We start from the raw sequence: 20399 nt of genomic DNA, 5'->3' as shown, positions 1-20399 counted from the left end.
GGCGTAAAATAGACCAGACAGTCAATCGTCAAAGGAGGCGATTCGACATGTTGGCGCTCAGTATCCTCGCCGCACTTGTCGCACTCGGAGCAATCACGCTGGGAAACAGCCTGAAGATCGTCAAGCAGTACGAGCGCGGGGTGGTCTACCGCCTCGGCAGAGTCAACGCCGAGCCCCGTCCGCCCGGAATGACCGCGATCGTCCCCTTCGTCGACAAACTCGAGAAGGTCAACCTCCAGATCGTGACCATGCCGATCCCCGCGCAGGAGGGCATCACCCGCGACAACGTCACCGTCCGCGTCGACGCGGTCATCTATTTCAAGGTCGTCGACCCGCGCAAGGCCGTCGTCGACGTCGAGGACTATCAGCTCGCCGTCGGTCAGGTCGCGCAGACCTCGCTGCGTTCGATCATCGGCCAGAGCGAACTCGACGATCTGCTCACCAACCGCGAGCGCCTCAACCAGGGTCTGGCGATCATGATCGACAGCCCCGCCGTCGACTGGGGCGTCCACATCGATCGCGTCGAGATCAAGGACGTGGCCCTGCCGGAGACGATGAAACGCTCCATGTCGCGTCAGGCCGAAGCCGAACGCGAACGTCGATCCCGCGTCATCATCGCCGATGGTGAGCTGCAGGCTTCGAACAAGCTTGCCCAGGCGTCAGAGGCCATGGCCCACACCCCGTCCGCCCTGCAGCTGCGCCTGCTGCAGACCATCGTCGAGGTAGCCGCGGAACGGAACTCGACCCTGGTCCTGCCCTTCCCCGTCGAGCTGCTGCGCTTCCTCGAAGGCAACACCCCGACCGCTGTTCCCACCACCGAGGCGGGGCCGAAGTCGACCACGGACGCAGAGTCCAAACCCACCACGGACACTCCCGCCGAGGCGGCCGACCGGTCCGAATCGGACACGACGCCGAAGGTACCGGCCGACCTCGACGCCATCGTCCAAGCGATGTCCGAATCGCTCAAGCTCACCGGGCTGATGCCAGAGCAGGAGCGCGTCACCTCGGACATGCCGGAACAGGAGCGGACCACATCGGATTCGGACGCACGGTCCGACGCAACCGAACAGGAGGAGCACTTCGGTCACGCCTGAACCGCCCCTCTCCAACCATCGCCCGACCTAGCCTTACCCGGCCACGGACCCTTCCCGCAGTCTTCAGCGTCTGTCCAAACCGGAGGACTAGGCTGTGGGCATGGACCTCAAGCGCACTGGAAGAACAGTCATCGTCAACGGCGTCATCGCCCTCGTGATGGGTGCGCTGATGATGGTCTGGCCAGGCACCTCCGCCGAGGTGGTTGTGCGGATCTTCGCCTGCTGGCTCGCCGTCATCGCCATCTCCTCCCTCGTCTTCGCACCGCAGGGAAGCCGCACCGGCAGCATGGTCACACGCGCGGTCCTGCTCATCCTCCTCGGTGCGCTCATCTTCTTCACCCCGATGCTGTTCGCGTCCATGGTCACCGTGCTGACCGGATTCGCCATCATCTTCTTCAGCTTCCTCGCTCTCACCATGTCCTTCTTCATCCGCCGGATGGGAGTCAGGACCTGGTGGGCACTCACCGTCATCGGCGTCCTCGGCATCATCCTCGGCGGCTTCTTCCTCTTCGCCCCGGGCGCCGGAGTGACCGCGCTGATCTTCACCCTCGCCGGGTTCATCATCCTCGTCGGCATCGCCCTCATCGCTCTGGGCCGTCGACTGCGCAAGGTCGACAGGCAGATGAAGTCCGATCCGCATCGCAATCGTCCTGACGACGACGGTGGCGGCGATGTCATCCGCGGGGAGATCATCGACTGACTCCAGCCGCCTCGGCGAGCTTTTCCCCTTTCGACAGAGCCCGGATCCGCACATCTGCGGGTCCGGGCTCTGTCACGTACCCGCTGTTCACCAATTCACATACCAAAGTCGGCCCGAAGTGGTCATTGTCACAACATGACTTTCCGTCTCCGCCACACCCAAGCGCCCGCCTCCCGCAACGATCCGCCCAAATAGCATCTGACCTGGAACATTGCGTGAACGGAAGGCGAAAAGTACCGAGTGTGCATGAGCATTTCGCACCACTTGGAATCGGAGTTAACCGTGCATTCATCTTCTCCGTAACCTGGCGGTCATCCGCCCTGCGAATCATGGAGGCAGACAGACACTGCCACATCGACTGAAATTCGCGAGGAGAACGAATGACCCAGGTTCTGGCACCGGAGCGCCACACTCCGCCACCTGCCGTCGGCCGCAGCAACGACCGCCTCTGGCATCTGGCCTTCGGCGGCCTGATGGCGATCACCCTCATCGCCTTCACCCTGTGGTCGCTCGACTTCGTGGGCCGGGACGCACCCCGCATGGTGCTCATCACCACGGTCATCTTCGGCGCCTTCATGGCCTTCAACATCGGCGGCAACGATGTCGCCAACGCCTTCGGCACCTCCGTCGGCGCCGGCACCCTGACGATGAAGCAGGCACTGCTCATCGCCGCGGTCTTCGAGGTCAGCGGCGCGCTTCTGGCCGGCGGTGATGTCACCGACACGATCAAGAGCGGAATCGTCGACCTCAGCGGGGTGGCGATCGACCCGATGGACTTCGCGTTCATCATGATGGCGGCCCTCCTCGGCGCGGCAGTGTGGCTGCTGGTAGCGACGCGGATGGGCTGGCCGGTGTCGACGACGCATGCCATCATCGGCGGCATCATCGGTGCATCACTGACGATCGGATTCGTCACCGGCACCGGCGGATTCGCCATGGTGCAGTGGTCCGAGGTCGGCCAGATCGCGATCTCCTGGGTGCTGTCTCCTGCCCTCGGCGGACTCGCCGCGTTCGTCATCTACGGGCTGATCAAGAAATACGTGCTCGGCAAGTCGCTGTCGCACACGCTGAAGCCGCATATGCTCGCCCCGGTCTCCGCAGCCGAGGGATCCGTCGACGCGCAGATCGACGCCGCCGCCGAGGATGCCCCCGCCGAGGGAGGATCGATCGGCACGCACTCGGCCCTGCAGCGGTGGGTTCCCCTCATCGCCGCCGTCGGCGCTGTCATCATCACCGCGATGCTGCTGTTCAAGGGACTGAAGAACCTCGACATGAGCGTGACCACGGTCGGCGGTCTGCTCATCATGGCGATGATCGGCGCGGCCGTGTGGCTGGCAGTGTTCGTCTTCGCCAAGACCCTGCGCAAGCAGACGGTTCCCCGTGCGACCTACATCCTGTTCTCCTGGATGCAGGTGTTCACGGCCTCGGCCTTCGCCTTCAGCCACGGTTCGAACGACATCGCCAACGCCGTCGGCCCCTTCGCCGCCGTCCTCGACGTGCTCCGCACCGACAGCATCAGCGGCGAGGCGAGCGTGCCGTTCGCAGCCATGCTCACCTGCGGCATCGCCCTCATCGTCGGTCTCTGGTTCATCGGCCGCAAGGTCATCGCAACGGTCGGCACGAACCTCACCGAGATCCACCCGGCCTCCGGATTCGCCGCCGAACTCGCTGCCGCGGGAATCGTCATGGCCGCCTCGGTGAGCGGTCTGCCGGTGTCGTCGACGCACATCCTCATCGGTGCGATCATCGGCGTCGGCCTGGTCAACCGTTCGGCAAACTGGAAGCTCATGAAGCCGATCGCATTGGCCTGGATCATCACCCTTCCGGCCGCAGCGGTCATCGGTTCGGTCGGCGTCATCGCCCTGCGCACCATGATGGGCTGACCCACTGACACGGACGCTCACACGCGTTCGCCGGACTCCGTTCGACACACGGCTTCGAACGCATCCGCACCTCCGCCCTGCCGACTTCCACACGAAGTCGGCAGGGCGATTTTCGTCCGGACCCTGGTCTCGGCAAAGCTCCCTGTGCTATCTTGTTCCGCATGGGAACATTGAACAGCAGCGCAATGACTGCGCCTTGCTTCTTTATTCGTCACCGCAGCGCCTGACAGCGCGCCTGACGAATTCTTCTGCGATCAGCTGACCGACGACAGTCACCCTGATCTGCTCTGCAAGCGCGTTGTCCTCCCGGAGAGCCATCGGCATCCGGGCGATGCGACAATCGGCTGATCCCTTTCCGATTCACTGACCACTTCGATCATCATGATCGACCAGGTCTTCGCGAATCGATCTGACTCACCTTCATTGCGCTGCCTCGGGTGCCTCCATCTTCTTTTTGGAGCACATCCCATTGCGACCCCACACGTCACGACACCATTCGACGCGCAGTCAGACCCGTTCGCGCTCGGCCCCGCGGTCACAACACGGCGGGCGGCATGAACTCGGCCAGAACTTTCTGTGTTCGCCCACCACTATCGACACGATTGCGAGCCTGGCTCGTTCCACCTCCGGACCGATCATGGAGATCGGTCCCGGGGATGGGGCAGTGACTTCCGAGCTCTACCGGCTCGGTCGAAAGCTCACACTCGTCGAACTCGACGAAACGAGGTTGGATCACCTTGAAGACACGTACCCGCGGGCCGAGGTCCGGCACGCCGACATCCTGACCACCCGGCTCGACCGGCCGGTCATCGTCGGCAATCTGCCGTTCCACCTCACCACCCCCATCCTCCGCAAACTGCTGCGTTCCGGGCGCTGGCAGCGGGCGATCCTGCTCACCCAATGGGAGGTCGCCCGCAAACGCGCCGGCATCGGCGGATCGACCATGATGACCGCGCAATGGACCCCATGGTTCGATTTCCGCCTCGTCACCCGCGTCCCCGCCGACGCGTTCACCCCGAAGCCCAGCGTCGATGGCGGCATCCTCACCATCGATCGCTGTCCCACCGGATCGATTCCAGACAATGCTCGATCCGAATATCAACAGTTCGTCCGTTCGGTCTTCACCGGTCGCGGGCGAGGAATGAAAGGAATCCTCTCGAAGATGAGCATCACCGATCATCGCACTCTGCAATCGACCATGGACCGCAACGACATCAGAGGAGACACCTTGCCCAAAGACCTCACCCCCGACCAGTGGACCGGACTGTTCACCGAACTGGCCGCCGAAACAGATCAGACGAATGCGAAGAAGGTAAAGACCATGCGAAACAGCAAAGCACCCAAGCAGAACCCCATCACCGAGGCGGCCCCTCAGACACCGGTGATCACCGGGGAGATGCCCATCGTCGGCGCCAAACCGGCGACCGAGAAGCTGCAGGCTTCCATCCCGGGCACCGACCCGAAGGCGAAGAGCCATGACAAGGGTCATCTGCAGGCCGAGCGTGGTTTCATGAATCAGCATCAGAAACCGCAGCAGCCCCAGCCGAGGTGGAACCTGCCACGCAGGTAAGAGTCCAGTGCCCCGGTCCGACGTTTCCCGTCGGACCGGGGCACTGTCCGGCCCATGCGCCTCCAGGCCGACGCACCGACGGGCCGTGACACTGGCGGCTCCTCCGTCTTCTCCGGAAGTTCATCTTCGCCGACTGCCGGCGCTCGTAGACTGAAAACAGCAGGTTCACGCACTGCGCATTCGGTCGAGAAGTCAGCCGGAATGGACAAGGAACACGGCACTCACATCAGACGCTTCATCAATGGATGGTGTCCTGGCTGCGAAGAGAGCAGCAGCCTGACACCGGGTCGACTCAACTCCGACGGAACCATCGAATTCCGCACCTGTGTCGACTGCGGGGAAACCGTCGAGGACCACGATCCCCGATTCTGGTCATCGGCCGCCGACGCCGACGAAGAAGGACTCGTCTAGGTCCCTCCTCGGCCGGCCACGGAGATCACCAGCGCAAAGCTCGTGTCAGACCCTCCGTCTACACTGAAATCACGTTCGCGAGCTGTGGCCATCGGTACCTGGCCGGCCACACGGCAACCCGTCATCGACCGGGTGCCCCAGGGGAAGAACGGGCCCGCGCCGACCGCTCGGGCAAGCTTCGATCCGGGCCGCTGCGCCCGAGAAGGACGGTTTGCCATGTCCGCAGACTTCAACGACTCCGCCGACTTCCACAACGACTCCGCCAAACGCCGCAGGGCCGCCGAACAGTGGCCGGGCTTCGAACCCGAGGAGGCCCTGCGCTGGTCGAAGGTCCTCCTCCACCACTCCCCCGACCCGCAACGCGCCGCCATCAAAGCTCAGCTGAGTTCGGCGATCTCCCGCGGCATCCCGGTCGCCGGACCCGATTGGGTGCGCACCGCCGATTCCGCACGCCTCAATGGCTTCAATCCGGTTCTCTACCAGACACTCTTCGAAAGCCTGCGCACCATTCCGAAGACGGCTTTCCGATCCCACCCGGGACACCGACAGGCGACGTTCAAGACCTACCTGCCCGGCACGCCATATGAATCGGAACTGTGGAGCGACTGGCCGAAGCTCTTCCTCACCGACGGATTCGACGCCCGAACGGCCACGACCCTGACACTGCTGCGCGCCGAACCGAAGTTCCCACGGCCCCGAAGCAACAACTGAGCAAGGAGTCTCTGACCTCATCGAAACCAGCCACCCGGACCAGGCGGTTCAGTCGAACCGTCCCGACAACGATCTATTCCCGTCGAATGCCTATCGTCTCAAAGGCTTCAGCCGAATTGCCGACCCGCTTCGTAGACCTTGACGCTGCCATCCGGGGTTCCTCTGAGGAGCAGATAGAAGTAATACTGATCGCCGCTTCCTGTCTGCGGCGTCGTCACGCCGCAGACAGTGTCACCAGGCCGGATCTCGTCCTGCGACGACAGATACGACATCGACTTGCCGTTCGCGAAGAAATACTCACCGCCACCGTAGTCGGCATCGTCATACGGCTGAATGAGCTCGCAATAGTCGACCTTCACGCCTTTGGGGAAATGCTCGGATCGGACCGTCGGCGGGTTCGACATCTGACCGTCACCGAGGATGTCATCGAGCGATGACATCATTTCGGGAGTCGCCGAACGTTCCGCCTCTGTGTCGTCCCCGGCGGCGACCGCCTCGGCGAATTTCTGCACCTGCTCCAACTCCGGGGTACGGACGTCACCGGAGGGCACGTGGTAGACGGTGTCCTGATGGGCGAAGGACTTGCCATCCCAGCGGTAGAGGATATCGGCACTCGCGGACTTTCCGCATGCTGTGCATCCCTCGTCACCGTAGACGCCGATTCCGCCGACGTCGATCCCCAGATACTGCCCCATCGGGCTGACCGAGTTGAAGTACGGTTTGGGCACATATCCGGAGATATCGGCCGCGTTGCCGCGATCCTCGACGTCATCCCAGAGTTCGACGGAGTCGAGCAGTTTGAGATCCTCATCGTAGATCCCGATCGACGGGTAGATATACGTGCCGCCGCCGTTGCAGCTGAACTCGACGGCGGTCAGGGCCTTGTCACCCATACGAGACGTCGTGAACCCTTCCATGGTGATTCCGGAATAGTGTCCATCATCGCCGCTGGCCTCACCGTCTGTGAATTCCACCTCGTGCTCGGGTTTCGGATCCAGCGGGCCGTCACCAAGATAGTAGTCGTCGTAGGCGAGACCGAATTCCACGCAGCCCGGCGGCGTCGACAGCTTCGCGTTCTTGAACGCGTCCGCACCCGGGAACTGTGCAACTGCGCCGCCATCGGAGCCGCCGTTGTAGCCTGGGTCGGCCTTGACGGTGTCGACGTCACTGGAATCAGTGAAGTCGAAGACCTCGAGAACGCCGTCGGACATGACCAGCAGGTGGTCACCGGAGACAGTGAAGCTGTCGAGTTCGACTTCGACTCGCCACAGCTCCTGACCCGAGTCAACGGCGAGACCGTGCACACCGGCATCGTCGGCGATGACGAGCACATCGTCCTTGATCGTCCAGTTCGGTCGCAGGCGAGGCTCGCCGAGGCCGGATGCTGTCGCCGCCTTCTCATTCAGTTCGGATTTCCACAGCACCGAGTCGGCATCGACTGCGATGACTGCCTGACCGTCCGAGACCACCCAAGGTCCGTCGTCGCCGGCACCGACCATCCGCACGGTCGCCTCGGCATCGACGCTGACGTCGGAATATGTGCCACCAGACGGTGCTTTGAGGCTTCCGTCGTCGTTGACGGTGATCGGCACGGCCTCCGTGGCCGGGTCCTTCACCTCGGCGACATCCGTGTCGCCGTCTTCCGAGTCGGCTGAGGGTCCGTCTGACTTCGAACCATTCGCGCCGTCGCCGGGGCTGAAAGTGACTGCTCCGTCTTTCAGCCGGATCGAGCGGTCCCCGCAGGTCACAGAGTCTGCCGACCACTGGCAGTCCACGGGAGTGCCCTCGAGCTTCGGGCCGGTGCTCTTCGCGCCGTCGTCGGCAGAATCGTCGTCGGCCCGTTCTCCGTCGTCGATGGCATCATCGGCTTCTGGCGCCTTCACGTCGGCGTGCGGAACCGGTGCCATCCACGCCGGCTGCAGAGTCTCCTCGTGGAGAGCCATGATCACCGACTGTCGAGGGCCGACGACGCGGACGAGCTGCTGGTCAGCATCGGCGTCATCGTCTGCCTGCAACTGGGCCAGCTGCGCATTGCGGCCGACATCGGCGAGATCGAAGGCTGCCTTCTGACTGGGCGCTCGATCGAAGTCGGATCCGGAAAGGAATCGCGCGCCGAAGAATCCGCCGGTCACGGCGAGGACGAGGACGAGTCCCGCACCGATTCCCAGCAGCCATTTCCGTTTGTCGTGGCTCCCCTTCTGCGGTGAGGTCGAGCCCTGCGGCGAGGGTGAGGCGCCCGCGAGCCCAGCCGATCCATGGTGGTAGGCAGGGTGATGCACTGGTTTCTGCTGCCAGCCCGAGGTCCAGCCTCGTCGCGCGAGCGCTTCCTGGACGGCTGGGTCAGGATTGCCGGCAAGCCAGTCGAGCAGATCCGGATAGGCGTTCGGATGGGCAGCGATGTCAGCGAGCAGGTCCGGTCGGGTCGCCGCGATCCTCTGGAGTTCAGAGGCGGAGGCATCTGCGGAGCGAACGATGTCGAGGTCGGGGTCTTTCCCGGGACCGAAACTCTTTCCCATACAACAGATGTTATCAATGGAAACAATCGGGGGATCCTGCTTTGCCGCATTACTTCATCGACTGGAGAATGCTTTGCTCGCGATGTACAGACGGACCCATTGATCTCTTCCGTGGGGCCCGATTTTGCAGCCCTGGCCGAGTTCCGACTCGGTCAACTCGCCGAGGAAGCCACGTCCAGATACACGGCCGCGGCGAGCACGGAGTCGAGCGTCTCCTGCTTCCCTCCGATGTCCACGGTCACGGCTTCATCGGTGCGATCGACGACGTCGAGCGCGACATCGGGCAGCACCCCCGCCTCGGCGAGCTTCCCGAGAACAACAGGATCAGCATCGGAGACCCTCAGCACCGCATAGGATCCGGCGGCCGCCTCGGCGAGAAGGGTCGGAATATGGGAATCGACGGCACCGTCGGCGCCCGGAATGGGATCGCCGTGCGGGTCGGACGTCGGGTGGCCGAGGAACGCGTCGATGCGGTCGATGAGCCGATCGGAGGCTGCATGCTCGAGGATCTCGGCCTCGTCATGAACCTCGTCCCAGCCGTAGCCGAGCGACTTCACGAGGAACGTCTCGATGAGCCGGTGCCTGCGCACCATCGACAGGGCGATCGCCTTGCCCTGCTCGGTGAGCACTGGTGGCTTATATGGGACGCGAGTGATGAGACCGAGTTCGTCGAGACGCTTGAGCACCTCGGTGACATTGGCCTTCGTCGTGCCGAATCGGTTCGCAAGTTCGGTGGCCGTCATCGGGTCGCCGCCCCATTCCTGAGCCGACCAGATGGCCTTGAGGTAGTCCTGACTGACCTCGGAGACTTCACCTGCACGCATGCCCCCCAGTATCCCATGGACGCGTCACCGCGCGTCGACACTTCACCCGAAGTGGGCGATCGGGCACAGATGTTCCCAAACGATTACGACCGATCCACCCCATCGCCGAGGCGGCCCTGACAGAATCTCAATCATGACCTCCCAGCCCATCCCCTCCGACTCGGTTCACCCAACCGACAACGCCGACCGAACCGGGTCGGTTCGGCCCGCCATCCCCGACGGCCCCTCCCTCACAGACGGCTGGTCCCCGTTCCGTGCGCTCTGCCGCTGGGCGAAGGCTCGCAAGCCGGCATCCCGACCAACAGCACGGCGGGGGCCGACGACCCCGGACAACCCGCGAGCACGATCAGAGGGAATCAACGCAACCGGCCTGTTCCGCCCCGGCGAGATCGAATACGTGCGGCTGCGGAGCCTGCCGCCGTTCGACACCGATCTGCTCATCCTCACCGACCAACGGATCATGCGGGTGCGCACCGATGCTCAGGGCTCCATCGCCCAGCTCTCGGAGGCGGCCGCTCGGCAGGTCGGCGCCGTTCGAGCAGAGGATTTCCGCGGACGCGCGACCGTGACCGTGGAGCTGCACGTCGGATCGTCGATGCGGCTGGAGGAGACCATCCCCACCGAGGCGCAGCGATTCGTCGACACTCTCACCGAGGTGGCCGCTCGCTCCCGGGCATGATCCCTTCCACCCTTCGGGCCCGTTCGAACCGGCTCCCGTGCCCGGCCCGACTGGACGGCCCGGCAGCTTAGTCAACTTCCTGAAAAGAGGGGGTGCTGTCTTTGTGAAAATCCTCCAACCGTAGAATAGATCGGGCCCATTTTCGGGCCCAGTCCACTTTTGTCTACCGGAGGTCGATGCGTGCAGGATCCGAACGAAGAGAAGTTGAAGCGCCCAGTCGTCGAGCGTGAGCGATTCGGCGGTACCGACCGAGCTACGAGAATCAGCAGGGACGTCGACCCCGAGAAGCGCGCTCCGATCGATAGCACGGAGATGAGCAAGGGCCCGGAGGAGCTCTCCGACGAACGCGGCTCCCGGGTCAACTGGCGAGTCTTCATCGTCGCCTCTCTCATCATCCTCGCGTTCTCCGTGTGGGCGATGATGATGCCCGACTCGGCTCAGTCGACCATGAAGACGGCTGTGGACTGGATCGCAGAGAACCTCGGTTGGTTCTATGTCGTCACCGTCACCGTCGTCATCGGCTTCGTCCTCTGGGTGGCACTGTCCAAGGAAGGCGGCGTCAGGCTCGGCCCGGACCACTCCCGCCCGCAGTACAACCTCTTCACTTGGGTCGCGATGCTCTTCGCCGCAGGCGTCGGCATCGACATGCTCTTCTACTCGGTGACCGGACCGATCACCCAGTACCTCCACCCGGTCAATGCCTCCCCCGAATCGGCGGCAGCCGCTCAGGACGCCGTCGTGTGGACGATGTTCCACTACGGCATCGCCGGCTGGTCGATGTATTCGCTGCTCGGCATGGCGATGGGCTACTTCGCCTACCGCTGGGGCATGCCCCTGTCGATCCGTGCGGTCCTCTACCCGCTGCTGGGCAAGCGCGTGCGCGGAACCACCGGTGATGTCATCGACATCTTCGCCCTCGTCGGCACCGTCTTCGGCGTGGCCACCTCGATGGGCATCGGCGTCGTCCTGCTCAACGTCGGGTTCGCCACTCTCTTCGGCCTCGAAACCGGGCTGGCCCTGCAGATCGCGCTCGTCATCGTGGCCGTCGTCATGACCGTCGCCGCCTGCACCTCTGGCGTGGACAAGGGCATCCGCCTCGTCTCCGAGCTCAACCTCTGGTCGTGTGCGGCGATGATGCTCTACATCCTCGTCACCGGCAAGACCGCCTTCCTGCTCAACGCCATGGTCGAGAACATCGGCCGCTTCATCTTCACCCTGCCCGAACGGACGCTGTCGACGTTCGCCTATGTCGACGGCGGATCCGAATGGATGGGCGGCTGGACCCTGTTCTTCTGGGCCTTCTGGCTCGCCTGGGGTCCCTTCGTCGGGCTGTTCCTCGCCCGCATCTCCCGCGGCCGCACGCTGCGTGAGTTCGTCATCGCTGCGATCACTGCCCCCGTGATCTGCGACTTCATCATCGTCTCGATCTTCGGCAACTCGGCGCTGTCCGAGGTCTTCAACGGCAACGACGAGTTCGCGAAGACGGCCATCGCCTCCCCGGAACAGGGCTGGTACGACCTGCTCGAGATGTTCCCGGGAGCGACGTTCCTCATCGGCCTGGCCACTCTGTCCGGACTGCTCTTCTACCTCACGAGCGCGAACTCCGGCGCCATGGTGATGTCGAACTTCTCCTCCTCGATTCCGAATCCGGAAGAGGACGGCGCCAAGTGGCTGCGCATCTTCTGGGCTCTGGTGACGGCGGTGCTCACGATCGCCATGCTCGTCGCCGGCGGCGTGACCACGATGGAGTACGCGACGCTGATCTTCGCCCTGCCGGTGACGATCATCGCCTACCTCGTCATGGCCTCGTTCTCGAAGGTGCTGCGCATGGAGCGCGCCGAACGCGAGGGCCGGATCCGTCGTCGCCGCACCACCGCGGCACACGGTGGACGCACCCCGGAGAAGACCTGGCGTCAGCGACTGGCGACCCTGCGGTCCTACCCGTCGAAGAAGTCCGTCGACCGTTTCGTCACCGAGGTGGTCGGACCGTCCCTGGAGGCCGTGGCCAACGAGTTCCGCGAACTCGGTTACACCGTCGAACACCTCCAGACGCTCGACGAGGACAACGAGATCATGTCGAACACGCTCAATGTCGACATGGGCGACCAACGCGACTTCCACTACGAGGCTGCGGCCGTCGAAGCGAATGTGCCCTCGTTCGGCGCCCGCAACGCCCCACGAGGTGACGACAAGTACTTCCGCATCGAGGTCTTCACCCAGACCGGTTCGGAAGGCTACGACCTCATGGGTCTGAGCGCTCAGCAGATCATCGACGACGTGCTCGACCGGTACGAGAACCACCTGTCGTTCCTCGCCTACTCGCACGAGCATTCGTTCCAGTCGGTCGTCACTCCGCCGACACCGCCGTCCACGGATTCGATTCCCGCGGTGCCCAAGGAAGCTGACGACGTCGAAGACATCGAGGAGCCGAAGCACTGAGCGAAACCCCTCGCCGAGGCGGCCGTGCCCACCCGTGCACAGCCGCCTCGGTGACGGGGTGAGCACAGCGATCGAAGGAGCGGTGACCGATACGGTCACCGCTCCTTCTCTGCGTCGCGACGCAGGATCTGGCCGATAATGGCCAGTTGTGTCAGGACCACCACCGGCACACCACCGGTGCCGACCTCGGCGGTGACACAATCGAATCATGGAGTTGAAGAATCCGACCATCGGCAAGATCGTCGTCTTCGGTCTGCTCATTGCCGGCATCGCACTCATCGCCTTCACGTCGACGAATGCAGGAGTCGCATCGAAGCACAGCCCCGACGACTTCGGCGGCGACCCTTATTTGGCGCCGTCCATAATTCTCGGACTTCTCCTTGCCTTGAATGCGGTCGCAATCGCGGCGATGGCCATCGCCAGCGGAGACGATCATCCCGACCGCGCCGAGGCGGACCCGCACACTCCACGGCAACCGAAGTCGTTCACCCGGTTCGTCCACGCTCCGCTTCCGCGAGTCCTCCTCGTCGGTCCGATCTGGGCGGTCTGCTCTTTGGTGGCACTGTTCATCGGGCATGCGTATTCCGCGGATCCAGGTGTTCCGGGATCTGTCTGGGGAGACCTCACCGGCAACCCGCTGTCCGCCCTGTCCATCGTGTTCCTCTGCTGGGCGACGGCGAACATGGCCTTCGCCTGGTCGTCACTGGCCGAAGCGTTCAGCCGAGATCGTCGGCCGGTCTCTCTCACGATTCTCACCTGCGGGCTCGGCCTGGGGTGTCTGACGGCCGGTCTCTTCGGTTTCTTCGGACTCGCCACACTTCCGACAGTCATCGCTTTTCTGCTCGGCGCGGTCTGTCTCATCGTCTCGACGGCTCTGCTCATCCCGCTCAGATGGTGGGCGATCAGGCGAGTCGACCGTTTCGACTCCGCTGAACGGCCGACTGCCGGCACTCGGCGAAGTCCCGGCCGGTCCGCCCAACCGCCCGAAGACGCCCTCCGACCGGGAGAGCGGATCCTCACCACCTACCTCGGTGAGGTGCCGAATGCCCATGCGAACGGCAGCACCGCCGACCCGCAGATGCTGGTGCTGACTGACCGACGGATCTTTCGCGCCTCAATCATCGCGCCGGGGCGCACATTCGTCCTCGAACAGGCCGAGCCCGGTCAGCTGAGCGGCGGCGCATCGGAACGTCGCAGCAACCACGTGATCACGACGGTGCTCTTCAACGGCCGGCAGCCGATGAGCGTGACAGGCGGCACCGAGGAAGCATCTGGTCGCTTCGCCGAGGCGATCACCGTCCTCGCTCGGACGGGCCGTCTTCCCCGCTGATCCGGCATACTCCTTCGACCAGACTTGTAGTTCCGACGCAACGGATCCGGAACATCTCAGCACCCATGGCTCGCAGAGTTCCTGCGAGGATGGAGGTATGAATAGGGACAGACGCTCTAGGGGCATGACTCTCGTGTTCGGGATCGGATTCGCCGTCTTCGCCTCGATTCCGTTCTTCCTTGCCAATGCCGGTATCAATCCGCTCCGCAAGCATGTGCTCAGAGGCATCAACCCGGACCAGGCGCCGAGCATCGGGATCCTGGTCCTGTTCTTCTTCTCGGCCATCGCCGCCTTCGCCTTCTATGAGGACAAACCGCCCGCTGGCAGCGATGCCGCCCGTGCGCAGCAGGCCGCGGATCCGCATGGAGTGGAACGCAGACAGCCGCCCACCGCTTTCGTCCGGAATCCATGGCCTCGAGTGTTCGCCGTCGGACCGGTATGGGCCGTCTGCGGAGTCATCGCCGCATTCGTCTGGCACGCCTTCGCTAAGGACTCCGGCATTCCCGGAACCGTCTGGGGCGACATCACCGCATCGCCTCTGCCGGCCTTCGCCCTGCTCTTCGGACTGTGGGCCACGGTCAACTTCAGCCTCGCCCTCGGAGCGATCGCCGACGCCTTCCACCGCACGCTCTGGGCGATCTTCCTCATCGTCTCTGTGCTCATCGCCATCCTGGCCATCACCATCGGCGTCGTGGCATCGAACATCCTCACGGTGTCACCGCCGGCAGGGCTGGCAGTGGCCGCCGTCTGCCTCATCATCACAACGGTCGCACTGATCCCGGCCCGCCTGTTCGCCGTCGCCCGAGCACGCGTCACCAACAGGATCGATGCGGCCCACGAGGCTCGACTGCAGTCTCTGCTGATGACTCTCGCCCCAAGTGAGAACCTCATGCTCCACTTCGCCGATAGGGATAACCCGACCGGGCAGATTCTCGCCGCCACGAACCAGCGACTCCTCCTGGCCGCACCCACCGGCACCGGAACCGAGTCCGCCCGACCGGGCCCGGTCCGCATCCTCGACCAGGCACATCCCGGACAGCTGCGCGGAGCCAGCACCAAGTTCCGCCCAGCCGGACACACCACCTCGGTGCACTTCCGGGACCGTCCGGACATGGAACTCGTCGGCGGGGACCCGAGCGAGGCAGACACGTTCGCCGAAGCACTGACCGCTCTGGCCACGACGGGACGTCTGCCGCAGGAGGAGGAGACTTAAGCCATGGAACTCGGCCAGGTGGTCGCTCTGCTCACCGCCGGCGACTACACGATCTCCCGGGAAATCATCCAACGCGGCTTCGGCGTGCTCTTCCTCATCGCCTTCGCCTCGGCGTTCAATCAGTTCCCGGCCCTCCTCGGGGAGCGCGGACTCACGCCCGCCCCACGGTTCATCGCTCTGACCTCGGCCCGGCAGGCACCGAGTCTCTTCCGGTGGAAGCGGTTCTCGTATTCGGACCGACGGCTGCGCCTCGTCTGCGTGATCGGAATGGTCCTGGCCGCCTCGGCGATCATCGGTCTGCCTCAGGCCGGACCGGCATGGATGCCGATCCCGGTGTTCTTAGGCGTGTGGGCGCTGTACTTCTCGATCGTGTCGATCGGGCAGCGCTTCTACGGCTTCGGCTGGGAATCGCTGCTGCTCGAGGCAGGGTTCCTCATCGGGTTCCTCGGCTCTCACGAGGTGGCCCCGACGTGGGCGATGATCCTGCTGCTGCGCTGGTTCGTCATCCGCATCGAATTCGGTGCCGGAATGATCAAGATGCGCGGGGACTCTTCCTGGCGTGACCTCACCGCCATGGACTATCACCATCAGACGCAGCCGATGCCGAACTCGCTGAGCCGCCGCGCCCACCTCATGCCCGGCTGGTGGCACAAGGGTGAGACCCTGGGCAGCCACATCGTCCAGCTCGCCGCTCCATGGCTGCTGTTCCTGCCTCAGCCGATCGCGTCGTTCGCCGCCGTTGCCATCATCATCACCCAGCTCGCGCTCGTGGTCAGCGGCAACTATGCGTGGCTGAACTGGGCGACGATCCTGCTCGCCTGCTCCGGAATCAGCGACACGTTCTTCCGGTGGATCGTCGGCGGCCCCTTCCCCAGATGGGGTTGGGACTCCGTGACAGCATTCTTCACCGATCACACCGGCACCGAGGTGATCGACCCCGCCGCTGCCGCTGCACCGGTCGAGGCCCTGCCGCTCTGGTGGCTGATCGTCGTCCTCGTGTTCGTCGCGTGGCAGGTGTGGCTGAATGTGCCGGCTGTGCGGAACCTGTTCTCAGCTAATCAGCTGATGAACGCGAGCTTCAATCGACTCGGGCTCGGCAACGCCTATGGTGCATTCGGGTCGATGACCGAGACCCGCAACGAGATCATCATCGAGGGGTGGATCGACGACTCCGGTGCCGGCTCTGGCTCCGGCGACGACAGCACCGACTCCGACGCTGGGGACCCGGACGCCGGTTGGCGGGAGTATGCGTTCAAGGGCAAACCCGGTGACGTGCACCGGCGCGGTCCTATCATCGCGCCTTATCACCTGCGGCTCGACTGGCTCATGTGGTTCGCCGGTCTCGGCGACTACCGGCAGACCTGGTTCACCGAGCTCGTGCGCAAGATCGGCTCCGGAGACCCGCAGATCCGCCGCCTCATGGGTCCCGACCCCTTCGACGGACGAACGCCGGACCTCGTCCGCGTCCGCGTCTTCACCTTTCGCTATGCCACCCGCGCCGAGCGCCGCGCCGCGAAAGCTGCAGGAGAACCGAAGCCGTGGTGGGTGCGCTCGGACCCGCGGATCCTCATCCGTCCGATTGACCTGCGTCAGGGCTGAGCGGCAGTGCACGGCCGCCTCGGCGAGGGTCACTCCACCCCGAGAGCCAACAGAACGATGAGGACGACGTTGAGGACGATGATGAGCGCCGAGGCGGCCACGGCGATGAGCGTGATCCAGCGTGCGTTCGCGAATTCGCCCATCACGCGGCGGCTGCTCGTGAGCCTGACCAGGGGGATCATCGCAAACGGGATGCCGAGGCTGAGCACGACCTGGCTGAGCACGAGCGCCCAGGTCGGGTCGACGCCGATGGCGAGAACGATGAGCGCGGGGATCATCGTGAACGCGCGCTGCCACACGATCGGGATGTTCACCCGCAGCAGGCCCTGCATGATCGACGCACCCGCATAGGATCCGACGGCGCTCGAGGCCAGCCCCGAGGCGAGGAGACCGATGCCGAAGAAGAGGCCGACGACTTCGCCGAGGTTGGCCGTGACGACCGCGTGGGCACCTTCGATGGTGTCGGTGCCGGTCTGGCCGCGCAGCGCTGCGGCGGCCAGCAGCAGCATCGCGATGTTCACGGACCCGGCGACGACGAGGGAGAGCACGACGTCCCAGCGGCTGGCGCGCAACAGCTGCCCGGTCGAGGCGGTCGCATTGTCACGATGACGATCGACCGACAGTGCCGAATGGAGGTAGATCGCGTGGGGCATGACGGTGGCGCCGAGCATGCTCGCGGCCAGCACCACGGAGTTCGTGCCTTCGAGCCGTGGCACGATTCCACCTGCGGCTTGCCCCCAATTCACATCCCCGACGAACAGGCCTGCTAGAAAGCCGATGGCGATGATGACCAGAAAGCCGATGATGACGAACTCGAAGGGACGCTGACCGCGGGTGGATTGGATCGAGAGCAGGAACAGCGACACCACGCCGACGATGACACCCCCGAGGAGGAGCGGCAGGTCGAAGAGGATCTTCAGTGCGATCGCGCCGCCGATGACTTCGGCGAGGTCGGTGGCGATGGCGACGACCTCGGCCTGCCCCCAGTACGCGAGTCGGCTTCGCTTGCGGAGGCGATCACCGAGCAGACTCGGCAGCGACTGCCCGGAGACGAGTCCGAGCTTCGAGGACAGGTACTGGACGAGAACGGCGATGAGGTTCGCGGCCACGAGCACCCAGACGAGGAGGTACCCGTACTCCGCACCGGCGGTGAGGTTGGCCGCGACGTTGCCCGGATCGACATACGCGATGGCCGCGACGAAGGCCGGGCCGAGGAGCACTGCCGTGGAGATCTTCTTCCGGCCGTGCTTCTTCCGCCCGCGCTCGCGGGTGCGCACCGATGAGGAATCGACGTTCATAAAGTTAAGGTACATTAACTTTCTCGTTGCGGGCAACACCACACCGGGTCTGGAAAGTGAACACGGAAGGGCTTAGGGTTCGAGCATGGTCAGTGAACACGTTCAATCGAGGTCGGGCAAGCGCCGGCAGACCGAGGATCGGATCATCGGTGCCGCCGCCGAGCTGTTCCTCGAACATGGCTTCAAGGCCACGACCATTCGGGCAGTCGCGAAAACTGCCGAGGTGTCGGTGGGCAGAGTGATGTCGGTCGGTGATAAGGACGTCATCCTCGTCCGGTGCTTCGATCGATGGATCGGGCAGCTGCAGAACGGGAGGTACACGCCACCGGCGCGACGCACGAGCCTGTCGCGTCGGGAAACGAACGCCGGCGCAACAACGGGCCCGCCCCGACCATCCTCGGCGGTGCAGCGTCATCTGCTCGAACTCTTCCTGCCCTTCCTCGAATTCTTCGCCGAACACGAGGATCTGTCCCGCGACTATGCGGCGGCGATGATGCGAGTCAAGGGCGAGCCGGAGGTGTTCAACGCTCTCGCCGTGGACCTGCAGAGCCGCCTGAGCGAGTCACTGGTCTCGATCGGGATCAATGAGGACCACGCACGGGCCAGCGCCGCGGCTCTCTACGATTCCTACCTGGGCATCCTCTTCCGGTGGGCGGCGACGACGATGGATCTCGACGACGCCGTCGAGGCGATGCTCGCGAGCATCGTCTTCCATACGAGAGTCAGGAGCTCGCTGTGACGCTCCTGCCCGAACCGGTCTGGCCGGTCATCGTCCTCGCGGTCATCGTCTTCGGCGACGGCCTGCTCACCTTCCGTCCCCCGCGGACGATCGCCGCCTGCCTCGACGGGGTCGGCTTCCCGCGGGAGTGGTGGTGGGTACTCGCCGTCGTGAAGTTCCTCGCCGCGGCCGGACTGGTGACGGGGATCTGGATTCCCGGGCTCGGCGCAGCAGCCGCGGCGGGCCTCGTCGTCTACTTCCTCTGCGCCGCTGCCGCTCACCTGCGAGCGAGGTATGTCGGTCGGGATTTCTGGCTCAATTGTCTGGGAATGCTCGTCGTCTGCATCGCGGTGCTCGTGTTCTGCTTCCTCTGAATATCCCATGTCTCAGTCCGGAGAATTCTTCTCCCACATCCCGCACCTCGATCCCGTTTTGGCCTAGAGTCGAAGTACGGCACCGGCGCCTCCTTCGGCGCTGAGCCGTCCGGCAGAATTGCTGACCTGCTCGGTGATGGTGCCGAGCCACCCGGCAGAGGAGTGTGGACATGCCCGAATATGCCGACAGCAGTCGCACGCGCGACGAGACTCCCCATGAACGCCACGAGCGATGGGCCTGGATCCATGAGACGGCGGCGATGACCGGGTGGGATTTCTCCCCACTGGCCGGCCGCCTCGTCGCCGATGATCCGCCGTGGGACTTCGATCAGATCTGCCTCGATGCGATGGCCGAGTCGAGCAGATGCCTCGACATGGGCACGGGAGGCGGCGAGCGCCTCAGCGAACTCATCGATCGGCTCGACGAGTCCAGGCCTCCCGGCGAACCGCCGCCGACGATCTCCGCGGCCGAAGGGTGGGAGCCCAATGTTCCCCTGGCCGCCTCGACGCTGCAGGACTATGGCGTCGAGGTCACCCGGTACGACAGTGATCATCACCCGGAGATGCCGTGGGGCGACGGTGAGTTCGACCTCGTGATGAATCGACACGAAAGCTATGACCTCGCCGAAGTGGCCCGTGTCCTCTCCCCGGGCGGGCTGTTCCTCACCCAGCAGGTCGACGGCACGGAGGCGCAGGAGTTCCGCGACCTCTTCGGCGGCGGGGTGGGCGATCTGCACCAGCAGCTCGAGCCGTGCGTCAGCGACGCCGAGGGTCAGGGTCTGTCGATCGAGGCGGCTCGCAAATGGCAGGGCACGATGCGCTTCACCGACGTCGAGGCGGTCATCGAGTACCTCGCCTATGTTCCGTGGGACGTTCCCGGGTTCGCCGTCAGGTCCAACCTCGATGTCCTCAGACGCCTGGCCGAATCGAGTGAGCCGATCACCGTCAGCCAGAAGAGATTCCTCATCGTCGCCCACAAGCCCTGACTCGCGCTGCCTGCAGGGTGGTTTTCCCGACCCCACTCTTGGGATAGCAGGGTG

General features: G+C 64.4%; 16 protein-coding genes, 1 pseudogene and 1 riboswitch. Of the genes and pseudogenes, 14 read left to right on the top strand and 3 right to left on the bottom strand.

What is annotated here, in order from left to right; all coding sequences use genetic code 11:
- The first annotated feature begins 47 nt into the window (after positions 1-47).
- From AC239G_RS02170 to AC239G_RS02145, 6 genes and pseudogenes are all read left to right on the top strand, one after another.
- Complete coding sequence (locus AC239G_RS02170) at positions 48-1094, top strand: slipin family protein (protein ID WP_139469422.1); 1047 nt, start codon at positions 48-50, stop codon at positions 1092-1094.
- Between the two features lie 100 nt (positions 1095-1194).
- Positions 1195-1794 carry an HdeD family acid-resistance protein gene (locus AC239G_RS02165; RefSeq protein WP_139469423.1) on the top strand — a complete coding sequence of 200 codons (600 nt, stop codon included), beginning with the start codon at positions 1195-1197 and terminating at the stop codon, positions 1792-1794.
- A gap of 380 nt (positions 1795-2174) precedes the next feature.
- Positions 2175-3677 (top strand): inorganic phosphate transporter, encoded by a 1503-nt coding sequence (locus AC239G_RS02160; RefSeq protein ID WP_139469424.1) that lies wholly within the window; start codon positions 2175-2177, stop codon positions 3675-3677.
- Between the two features lie 469 nt (positions 3678-4146).
- A pseudogene (erm, locus tag AC239G_RS02155) lies at positions 4147-4947 on the top strand (23S ribosomal RNA methyltransferase Erm); the annotation flags it as partial.
- Positions 4948-5448: 501 nt separating this feature from the next.
- On the top strand, positions 5449-5658 hold the full coding sequence (locus AC239G_RS02150) for a hypothetical protein (protein ID WP_139469426.1): 210 nt from the start codon (positions 5449-5451) through the stop codon (positions 5656-5658).
- A 73-nt stretch (positions 5659-5731) separates the two neighbouring features.
- A riboswitch (SAM riboswitch) is annotated at positions 5732-5842 on the top strand.
- Positions 5843-5874: 32 nt separating this feature from the next.
- Positions 5875-6369, top strand: coding sequence for a hypothetical protein (locus AC239G_RS02145; protein ID WP_139469427.1), 495 nt, complete (start codon positions 5875-5877; stop codon positions 6367-6369).
- 107 nt (positions 6370-6476) lie between these two features.
- Here AC239G_RS02145 and AC239G_RS02140 read toward each other — a convergent pair whose 3' ends face one another.
- Both AC239G_RS02140 and AC239G_RS02135 read right to left on the bottom strand, forming a co-directional pair.
- A complete protein-coding gene (locus AC239G_RS02140) occupies positions 6477-8885 on the bottom strand; it encodes a variant leucine-rich repeat-containing protein (protein WP_139469428.1) in 2409 nt (802 codons plus the stop codon).
- A 152-nt stretch (positions 8886-9037) separates the two neighbouring features.
- The gene (locus AC239G_RS02135; protein WP_139469429.1) at positions 9038-9709 is read right to left on the bottom strand and encodes a metal-dependent transcriptional regulator; all 672 of its coding nucleotides are present in this window, start codon (positions 9707-9709) and stop codon (positions 9038-9040) included.
- A gap of 133 nt (positions 9710-9842) precedes the next feature.
- Between AC239G_RS02135 and AC239G_RS02130 the strand changes: the two genes are divergently transcribed.
- The 5 genes from AC239G_RS02130 (at position 9843) to AC239G_RS02110 (ending at position 16969) form a co-directional block, all read left to right on the top strand.
- On the top strand, positions 9843-10388 hold the full coding sequence (locus tag AC239G_RS02130) for a hypothetical protein (RefSeq protein WP_139469430.1): 546 nt from the start codon (positions 9843-9845) through the stop codon (positions 10386-10388).
- 312 nt (positions 10389-10700) lie between these two features.
- Entirely contained in the window at positions 10701-12827 is a 2127-nt protein-coding gene (gene betT / locus AC239G_RS02125; RefSeq protein ID WP_248284032.1) for a choline BCCT transporter BetT, read from the top strand.
- Positions 12828-13035: 208 nt separating this feature from the next.
- The gene (locus AC239G_RS02120; protein ID WP_487489704.1) at positions 13036-14157 is read left to right on the top strand and encodes a hypothetical protein; all 1122 of its coding nucleotides are present in this window, start codon (positions 13036-13038) and stop codon (positions 14155-14157) included.
- Between the two features lie 124 nt (positions 14158-14281).
- Complete coding sequence (locus AC239G_RS02115) at positions 14282-15370, top strand: hypothetical protein (RefSeq protein ID WP_487489703.1); 1089 nt, start codon at positions 14282-14284, stop codon at positions 15368-15370.
- A 3-nt stretch (positions 15371-15373) separates the two neighbouring features.
- Complete coding sequence (locus AC239G_RS02110; RefSeq protein ID WP_487489702.1) at positions 15374-16969, top strand: lipase maturation factor family protein; 1596 nt, start codon at positions 15374-15376, stop codon at positions 16967-16969.
- Between the two features lie 29 nt (positions 16970-16998).
- On the opposite strand, the gene AC239G_RS02105 is transcribed toward AC239G_RS02110, so the two are convergent.
- A complete protein-coding gene (locus AC239G_RS02105; RefSeq protein ID WP_487489701.1) occupies positions 16999-18267 on the bottom strand; it encodes an Nramp family divalent metal transporter in 1269 nt (422 codons plus the stop codon).
- Between the two features lie 85 nt (positions 18268-18352).
- On the opposite strand from AC239G_RS02105, the gene AC239G_RS02100 reads away from it, so the two are divergent.
- From AC239G_RS02100 to AC239G_RS02090, 3 genes are all read left to right on the top strand, one after another.
- Complete coding sequence (locus tag AC239G_RS02100; RefSeq protein ID WP_487489700.1) at positions 18353-19006, top strand: TetR/AcrR family transcriptional regulator; 654 nt, start codon at positions 18353-18355, stop codon at positions 19004-19006.
- Positions 19003-19359, top strand: coding sequence for a DoxX family protein (locus AC239G_RS02095; protein WP_139469437.1), 357 nt, complete (start codon positions 19003-19005; stop codon positions 19357-19359). The genes AC239G_RS02100 and AC239G_RS02095 overlap by 4 nt, the downstream gene beginning before the upstream one ends.
- Before the next feature lie 170 nt (positions 19360-19529).
- Positions 19530-20345: a class I SAM-dependent methyltransferase gene (locus AC239G_RS02090; protein ID WP_139469438.1), complete on the top strand. Its 816-nt coding sequence runs from the start codon at positions 19530-19532 to the stop codon at positions 20343-20345.
- Positions 20346-20399: the final 54 nt, after the last annotated feature.

The sequence above is a fragment of the Brevibacterium sp. Lmc1 genome (genome assembly GCF_057654315.1).
The sequence above is the reverse complement of the archived record's forward strand: the minus strand, read 5'-3'. Positions and strand labels throughout refer to the sequence as shown.

What these genes read in the sequence shown, in the direction of transcription:
- AC239G_RS02170 (WP_139469422.1), top strand. Translation starts at nt 48, where the DNA reads ATGTTGGCGCTCAGTATCCTCGCCGCACTTGTCGCACTCGGAGCAATC.
- AC239G_RS02165 (WP_139469423.1), top strand. Translation starts at nt 1,195, where the DNA reads ATGGACCTCAAGCGCACTGGAAGAACAGTCATCGTCAACGGCGTCATC.
- AC239G_RS02160 (WP_139469424.1), top strand. Translation starts at nt 2,175, where the DNA reads ATGACCCAGGTTCTGGCACCGGAGCGCCACACTCCGCCACCTGCCGTC.
- AC239G_RS02150 (WP_139469426.1), top strand. Translation starts at nt 5,449, where the DNA reads ATGGACAAGGAACACGGCACTCACATCAGACGCTTCATCAATGGATGG.
- AC239G_RS02145 (WP_139469427.1), top strand. Translation starts at nt 5,875, where the DNA reads ATGTCCGCAGACTTCAACGACTCCGCCGACTTCCACAACGACTCCGCC.
- AC239G_RS02140 (WP_139469428.1), bottom strand. Translation starts at nt 8,885, where the DNA reads ATGGGAAAGAGTTTCGGTCCCGGGAAAGACCCCGACCTCGACATCGTT.
- AC239G_RS02135 (WP_139469429.1), bottom strand. Translation starts at nt 9,709, where the DNA reads ATGCGTGCAGGTGAAGTCTCCGAGGTCAGTCAGGACTACCTCAAGGCC.
- AC239G_RS02130 (WP_139469430.1), top strand. Translation starts at nt 9,843, where the DNA reads ATGACCTCCCAGCCCATCCCCTCCGACTCGGTTCACCCAACCGACAAC.
- betT (WP_248284032.1), top strand. Translation starts at nt 10,701, where the DNA reads ATGAGCAAGGGCCCGGAGGAGCTCTCCGACGAACGCGGCTCCCGGGTC.
- AC239G_RS02120 (WP_487489704.1), top strand. Translation starts at nt 13,036, where the DNA reads ATGGAGTTGAAGAATCCGACCATCGGCAAGATCGTCGTCTTCGGTCTG.
- AC239G_RS02115 (WP_487489703.1), top strand. Translation starts at nt 14,282, where the DNA reads ATGACTCTCGTGTTCGGGATCGGATTCGCCGTCTTCGCCTCGATTCCG.
- AC239G_RS02110 (WP_487489702.1), top strand. Translation starts at nt 15,374, where the DNA reads ATGGAACTCGGCCAGGTGGTCGCTCTGCTCACCGCCGGCGACTACACG.
- AC239G_RS02105 (WP_487489701.1), bottom strand. Translation starts at nt 18,267, where the DNA reads ATGAACGTCGATTCCTCATCGGTGCGCACCCGCGAGCGCGGGCGGAAG.
- AC239G_RS02100 (WP_487489700.1), top strand. Translation starts at nt 18,353, where the DNA reads ATGGTCAGTGAACACGTTCAATCGAGGTCGGGCAAGCGCCGGCAGACC.
- AC239G_RS02090 (WP_139469438.1), top strand. Translation starts at nt 19,530, where the DNA reads ATGCCCGAATATGCCGACAGCAGTCGCACGCGCGACGAGACTCCCCAT.